Source organism: Cetobacterium sp. (genome assembly GCF_051653945.1).
Lineage (GTDB): Bacteria > Fusobacteriota > Fusobacteriia > Fusobacteriales > Fusobacteriaceae > Cetobacterium_A.
The window spans coordinates 1-6794 of sequence record NZ_JBOFXD010000099.1 but is presented as its reverse complement, the minus strand read 5'-3'; the positions used below and the strand labels follow the sequence as shown (position 1 = coordinate 6794).

Here is a 6794-nt window from a genome sequence, read left to right as displayed (position 1 = left end):
TATTTTTTACAGCTTCATTTATAACATCGTACCTTATATTGTGAGGAGTTAGAATATGAACTACATCTAACTCCTCCTTTTTTAACATCTCAGAATAATCTTTATAATAAGAACATTCATTTTCAATCGCTATATTTTTTGCCTTTTTTTGGTCTATATCACAAACAGCTACTAAATTATGCTTCTTCAAAATTAAAGGTATATGAACAGAGCTAATTACTCCACAACCGACTATTCCAACATTTAATTTCTTCATAAGTTACACTCTCCAAGTATCTTTAAATTCTGAATTTTCACATTTTTTCATTAATTCATCATAATATTTTTCTGGGTCTATTGGTAACTCAATTTCCTTATCTAAAAATGTTGATAATAACATTGAATTAATCAATTCTAATGCTTTTATCCCTTCAACTCCTGGAGCAATTAATTCTTCTTTTCCTTCAATTGTATTAATCCAATTTTCAATAGTAATCGCATGCTCTACTCCCCAAGGAATATTTCCTAACTCTTCTTTTGTATATATTGTTTCTTCAAATTGAGGTGCATTTTTAGGATCCATTAAATTGGCTGTAGCTGTTTTATTTAATTCATTTTCTGGAACCAATAATTTTTTATATGATAAAATTTCATTTTCAATAACTATTTTTCCATTATTTCCTATTAACTCTAATCTATTTGTTCCCGGAGCATCATGCGTTGATGTTATAAATACTCCACTTCCTCCTTCAGGATACTCCACATAAGCTGTTACATCTGTTTCAACTTCTATATTTCTATTTTTACCAAACTTACAATAGGCTCTAACTTTTGTTGGCATACCACATAGCCATTGCCATAAGTCTATTTGGTGGGGTGCTTGATTCATTAGAACTCCTCCACCTTCACCAGCCCAAGTTCCTCTCCAACTTCCATTATCATAATATTTTTGAGGTCTATACCAATTTGTAATTATCCAGTTCATTCTTTTCAATGTACCAATTCCATCACTATCAATTATTTCTTTCGCTTTTACAAAGAAAGGATTCGTTCTTTGATTGAATAATAACCCAAATATAACGTCTGGATTTTGATTTGCAATTTCATTTAATTCAAATACATTTTTTGTAAATACACCTACAGGTTTTTCAATTAATACTGGAATTTTATGTTTTATAGCTTCTATACCCATTAATGGATGTAAATAGTGTGGTGTTGCTATTATTACAGCATCTACTTTTCCAGATGCTAACATTTCTTTATAATCAGAAAAAGTTTCTAAACTTGGAATTTCTTCTTTTGCTTGTTCTAATTTTTTAGAATCGATATCACATACTGCAACTAATTTCCCATTTTTTACATGTGCATTTGGAATCATTGGTTTATCCGTAAAAGATAACATATGCACTCTTCCCATAAATCCAATTCCAACTAATCCTATTCTTAACATATTATTCCTCCTAGAGTTTCAATCATATTTCTTAATGCTTTATACGTTAATCTGAATGCTTCTTCTCCACTTTGATACTGAATTTTTCTTTCTCTAATATCATCCAATTCCAATTGTTGTAATGTGCTAAAGTTTGTCAAATGAGGTTCTAAAGATAAAAAACCATTATAATTTTTTTTATGCAGTTTCAGTAAAATTTTCTCTATATCTCCATCCCCTGTTCCCACTAAAACATTTTCGTTAGAAAGCATTTTAGCATCTTTTAAATGGAAATATTCAATATACTCTTTTAAAGTTTCATAGGCTTTTAATGCATTTTCTCCTACTTGAACAAAATTAGCCATATCAAAAATTAATTTAAATTGAGGATTATTTATGTTTTTTACAAGTTTTAAGCAGCTTTCAATATCATCTCCATAAATATCCTTTTCATTTTCATGTAACAAAATTATATTTTTATCTTTTATTTTTTCTAAAAATATATTTAATCTAGAATAAACTTCATTTTCATAGTATTCTTTTTCGTCTTTTAACATAAAAAAACTAAATATTCTTATGTACTTAACATCTAAAATTTCACATATCTTTAAAATATGATCATATTTTTTTAGATGACTTATAAAATCATCTTCAATTCTAATTTTTCCTATAGGAGATCCTATCGAAGAAACCTTCAATCCTTTTTTATCTAATTCATTTTTTATGTTCGTAATTTCATTTAATGGTATTTCAGATATATTTTTTCCATTAATTGATCTCAATTCAATGTAATTCATAGATAAAGATTTTGCAACCTCTAGCTCTTCTATAAATGTCTGATCTATCTCATCTATAAAACCTGTTACCTTCATTTGTTCACCTTCCAAACTTTATGACCTCTATTTATTATTAATTATATTATATAAAAACATTTTAAAAATTATTAAATTTGATATTTTATAGGTTTTTTTTTGACTTTTAATATTTTTTATGATATTTTTTATTAAAGTGGAAATTATTTAATTTTAAGTTAGAAAAAAGAATATAATAAAGTTTCATTTTCAAATTAAGGAGGATGATATGAATAAATTAGCTACTTTATGCAATGTTTTGGCAATTCTTACAAATACAAATGTTTTAACTTTTGAAAATAAAAAAAATATTTTCAATCATAATAGTTTTCATATAATGGATAGATTAAATTTAACTTCTAACAATATAAATCAAATTAAAAGTTATTTATTAGATGAAAATCATAAAACTTTAATTTTTGAAAAAATCTCTAATTATAACCTTCATTATGTTTGTGCTAAACTTAGTAACTCTAATATTTTTTTTGTAGTCGGACCTTTTTTAATGAATGATTTTTATTATGAAAAACAACAGGAACTTTATAAGTTAAAAAAATATAATTCAAATGAATATGATTTTTATATGAATTTAAAAAAAATAAAAACAATCTCTACAGAAATTTTAACAACTATTATTTATAATCTCATTAACTCTAATTTTATTGAATTAGAAAACAACTCTAATTTCTTAAGAGAAAATATATTTATAGAAGAAATTGAACCACAAAAATTTAATTCAATATCCGAAGATATTGAATTAACTAACAAGAGATATCATTTTGAAAATGAAAAAATTAAATATATAAAATTAGGAGATTATAAAAATGCTATAAAATATGATAATCTTATTATGGAAATGTCTGAACTCCCACAACGTATACCTAGTAATGTTTTTCGCTCTTTAAAAAACGGTTTATTTATTTCTAGTGGAATCATAAGAAAAGCTGTTGAAGAATTAGATATTCCTCCCACATTAATTCACAACTTATCATCTAAATTTTTCTCAATTATAGAACAATGCTCTACTTTAAGTGAAATCAAACAAGTACAAGAGCAAATAATTAAAGAATATTCTTTACTTTGTCTTTTTCATCATCAAAAATATAATAATTTTAACCCTAAAATAAAAACAGCATTACTTTATATTGATATAAATATAAAAGATATCTTATCTTTATCTAGTGTTTCTGAATTCATTGGACTAAATTCTGAATATTTCTCTCGATTATTTAAAAAAGAAGTTGGATTGAATTTTAAAGACTATATTAAAAATTTGAAAATAAATATTGCTTGTAATTATATACTAAATAAAAAATATAAAACTTCTGAAATAGCTTATAAATTAGGTTATTCAGATGTTAATAGTTTTTCTAAATTTTTTAAAAAAAGTACTGGTTTAACACCTTGTGAATTTAAAAATAGTAATAAAAAACTTAATGTTTCAAATGAAACATCATTATATTTTATCTAAAAATTAAGCTTACTTAAGACCCTTAAAACAAAAAATAATCGATAGAAAAATTATCTAATTTTCTATCGATTTTTTTTATGTCAAAAAAAAACATAGAAAAAATCAAATTTTAAATTATTTAATTTTTTATTTATATAATATAATTTATTGAACTAAAATAAGTTTTTAAGTTCTAAAAAAATACTTTTAGGTGGTGATATTATAACTGACATTTTAAAATGAAAATATAAAATATTTAAAAATATGTATTAAACTATAATTAAGGCGGTTAAAAATATGAAAATAGATATAAAATATAAAAAAAAATTTTTAATATGTATTGACTCTGATGGATGTGCTATGAACACTATGGATATAAAACATTTAAATTATTTCGGACCACTTGCAGCAAAATTTTTTAATATAAATGATTCCAAAACATTTTTAGATAAATGGAACCAGATAAATTTATATTCAAATACTCGAGGAATTAATCGTTTTAAAGGATTGGTTTTAGGATTACAAGATGCTATTAAAAGAGGTGAAAAAATAGAAGATATCTCAAATCTTATAAGATGGACAGAAACAACTAAAGAACTATCTAACTCTTCTCTTGAACTAGAAATTGAAAAAAATAAAACAAACGATTTAATTAAAACATTAGAATGGAGTCAAAGTGTAAATAATGGAATTGAAGAACTTGTAGGAAAAGATTCTCCATTCCCAAATGTTAAAAAACATTTAGAAGAACTTCATAAAGTTGCAAATATAGCTGTTGTTAGCTCTGCTAATAGCCAAGCTATATATAGTGAGTGGAGTCGTCATGAACTTTTAAATCACGTGGATATAGTTTTTGGTCAAGAAGCAGGGACTAAAGCAATTTGTATAAAAAAACTAAAAGATTACGGCTATAACAATGATAATATTTTAATGATAGGAGATGCTCCTGGAGATTTAGAGGCCGCTCTGATAAATAATGTTTTCTTTTTCCCTATTTTATTTGGAAAAGAGGAAGAGTCATGGAATGAATTAACTTCGAATGCTCTAAATAGATTTGTAAATAATTTATATTTAGGAGAATATCAAAATAATATAAACAATAATTTCAAAAGATTATTAAATCTTAAATAAAATGGGAGGAAAAATGGCAAAAGTTAACTTAAAGCAAAAACCATATAATTTAGACGAAATTCAAATAAATTGGGTTAAAGAAACAATTAAAAATATGACTACAGAAGAAAAAATAGGACAATTATTCTTTAATCTATTTTTCTTTGGAAATGATCATTTTAGTGGAAACAAATATACAAATAAAGAAATTTTAGATAAATTCCATATAGGTGGTGCTCGTTATCATGGGGCTAACTCAGAAGAGGTTCAAGGATTAATTAATCAGTTACAAAAAGATGCAAAAATTCCGCTTCTTGTTGCCGCTAACTGTGATGCTGGTGGAAACGGTGCGTGTTCTGATGGAACATATATAGCTTCTGGTGCACAGGCTGAGGCTTCCAGAGATACAAAAGTTTCATATCAGGCTGGATATGTATCTGGTCGTGAATCTACTTCTCTCGGTGTTAATGTTAATTTTGACCCTTGTGTTGATATTTTAAAAAACTGGAGAAATACTATTGTAAATACACGAGCTTATGGTACAAATGCTGATGACGTTATCAAGTACACAAATGCATATATTCAGGGTTTAAATCACAGTGAAATTATAACTTGCATTAAACATTGGCCAGGAGATGGTACAGAAGAGCGTGACCAACACTTAGTTCTAGGAGTAAACGAACTATCTGTAAAAGAATGGGAAGAATCATTTGGACGTGTGTATCGTAACCATATTGATAACGGTGTTGAGATGATTATGGCTGGACATATTGCACTCCCTGAATATCAAAAATTTTTAATGCCTGAACTTGAAGATAAAGATATTTTGCCTGCAACTTTAGCTCCTGAATTAATAGAAGATCTCTTAAAAACCAAATTAAATTTTAATGGCTTAGTAATCACTGATGCTTCTCATATGCTAGGTATGACTTCTGCAATGCGTCGTGAAGATTATGTTCCTAAATCAATTGCGGCAGGATGTGATATGTTTTTATTCTTTAATAATATTGATGAAGATTTCCAATTTATGCTAAATGGGTATAAAAATGGAGTCATCACAGAAGAACGTCTTCAAGATGCCTTAGAAAGAATTTTAGGGTTGAAAGCTAAGTTAAATTTGCATATAAAACAAAGTAATAATCAGTTATTAAAAGACAAAAAGGAGTTAGAAATAATTGGTTGTGAAGAACATATTAAAATGAGTATAGAGGCTGCAGATAAGGGAATAACCCTTGTTAAAGATACTCAAAATAATCTACCTATAAACCCAATTAATCATAAAAGAGTTCGTTTATATATGTTAGAAGGTGAAAAAGGTGGAATTTATGAAAGTAATTCAAGTACACAAGATTTAATTAAATCAGAATTAGAAAATCGTGGGTATATAGTTACTATTAATAATGGATTTGATCGTATAAAAGGAAAAACTTTACAATATCGTGAAGAAACAGACTTAGCACTTGTTATTGGTAATATTGTTGGATATGGTGCTGAAAATAACTATAGAATAAGATGGAAAGCTGCAATGGCAAATGAAGTTCCTTGGTTTGTTCATGAAGTACCAACTATATTTGCTTCCTTAAACTTTACAACTCATTTGCATGATGTTACAATGGTAAAAACATATATCAATGCATACAAAGATACACATGAATCAATAATTCAACTTATTGATAAAATGGAAGGAAAATCTAAATTTAAAGGAACTCCAAATGAAAATGTTTGGACCAATAAATGGCAAGCTAAACTATAGTAGCTTTAATTTAAATTAGTCTAATTAAATATTTGGGTAAGCCTTCAAGTTAGAGTAATATTAAATTTCTTCTATAATTTTCCTATAAAATTAAAACCCCTTGAAAATTTCAAGGGGTTTTTTGTTTTCACTTTTTATTACTTGTTCTCTAGAGCAAATAATCTTTTATTTAGTTTAATCATTTTTTTAATTAATTCTCTTTCAGATAAAGCTGTCATTAAG

6 protein-coding genes are annotated in these 6794 nt (G+C 26.1%); 3 read left to right on the top strand and 3 right to left on the bottom strand.

The annotated features are described in order from the left end of the window. The 3 genes from ACRC8M_RS10505 to ACRC8M_RS10495 all read right to left on the bottom strand — a co-directional run. Positions 1-256: Gfo/Idh/MocA family protein (locus ACRC8M_RS10505; protein WP_438529084.1), on the bottom strand; the 256-nt coding region annotated here is incomplete at its 3' end. Positions 257-259: 3 nt separating this feature from the next. After that, complete coding sequence (locus ACRC8M_RS10500; RefSeq protein WP_438529083.1) at positions 260-1429, bottom strand: Gfo/Idh/MocA family protein; 1170 nt, start codon at positions 1427-1429, stop codon at positions 260-262. Then, complete coding sequence (locus tag ACRC8M_RS10495; protein WP_438529082.1) at positions 1423-2280, bottom strand: sugar phosphate isomerase/epimerase family protein; 858 nt, start codon at positions 2278-2280, stop codon at positions 1423-1425. Before ACRC8M_RS10495 ends, ACRC8M_RS10500 begins: the two co-directional genes overlap by 7 nt. A gap of 208 nt (positions 2281-2488) precedes the next feature. On the opposite strand from ACRC8M_RS10495, the gene ACRC8M_RS10490 reads away from it, so the two are divergent. From ACRC8M_RS10490 to ACRC8M_RS10480, 3 genes are all read left to right on the top strand, one after another. Continuing rightward, positions 2489-3730 (top strand): helix-turn-helix domain-containing protein, encoded by a 1242-nt coding sequence (locus tag ACRC8M_RS10490; RefSeq protein WP_438529081.1) that lies wholly within the window; start codon positions 2489-2491, stop codon positions 3728-3730. A 276-nt stretch (positions 3731-4006) separates the two neighbouring features. Next, positions 4007-4840, top strand: a complete 834-nt coding sequence (locus tag ACRC8M_RS10485) for an HAD family hydrolase (RefSeq protein ID WP_438529080.1) — start codon at positions 4007-4009, stop codon at positions 4838-4840. Positions 4841-4853: 13 nt separating this feature from the next. Next, on the top strand, positions 4854-6572 hold the full coding sequence (locus ACRC8M_RS10480; RefSeq protein WP_438529079.1) for a glycoside hydrolase family 3 protein: 1719 nt from the start codon (positions 4854-4856) through the stop codon (positions 6570-6572). The last annotated feature ends 222 nt before the right edge of the window (positions 6573-6794 follow it).

What these genes read in the sequence shown, in the direction of transcription:
- ACRC8M_RS10500 (WP_438529083.1), bottom strand. Translation starts at nt 1,429, where the DNA reads ATGTTAAGAATAGGATTAGTTGGAATTGGATTTATGGGAAGAGTGCAT.
- ACRC8M_RS10495 (WP_438529082.1), bottom strand. Translation starts at nt 2,280, where the DNA reads ATGAAGGTAACAGGTTTTATAGATGAGATAGATCAGACATTTATAGAA.
- ACRC8M_RS10490 (WP_438529081.1), top strand. Translation starts at nt 2,489, where the DNA reads ATGAATAAATTAGCTACTTTATGCAATGTTTTGGCAATTCTTACAAAT.
- ACRC8M_RS10485 (WP_438529080.1), top strand. Translation starts at nt 4,007, where the DNA reads ATGAAAATAGATATAAAATATAAAAAAAAATTTTTAATATGTATTGAC.
- ACRC8M_RS10480 (WP_438529079.1), top strand. Translation starts at nt 4,854, where the DNA reads ATGGCAAAAGTTAACTTAAAGCAAAAACCATATAATTTAGACGAAATT.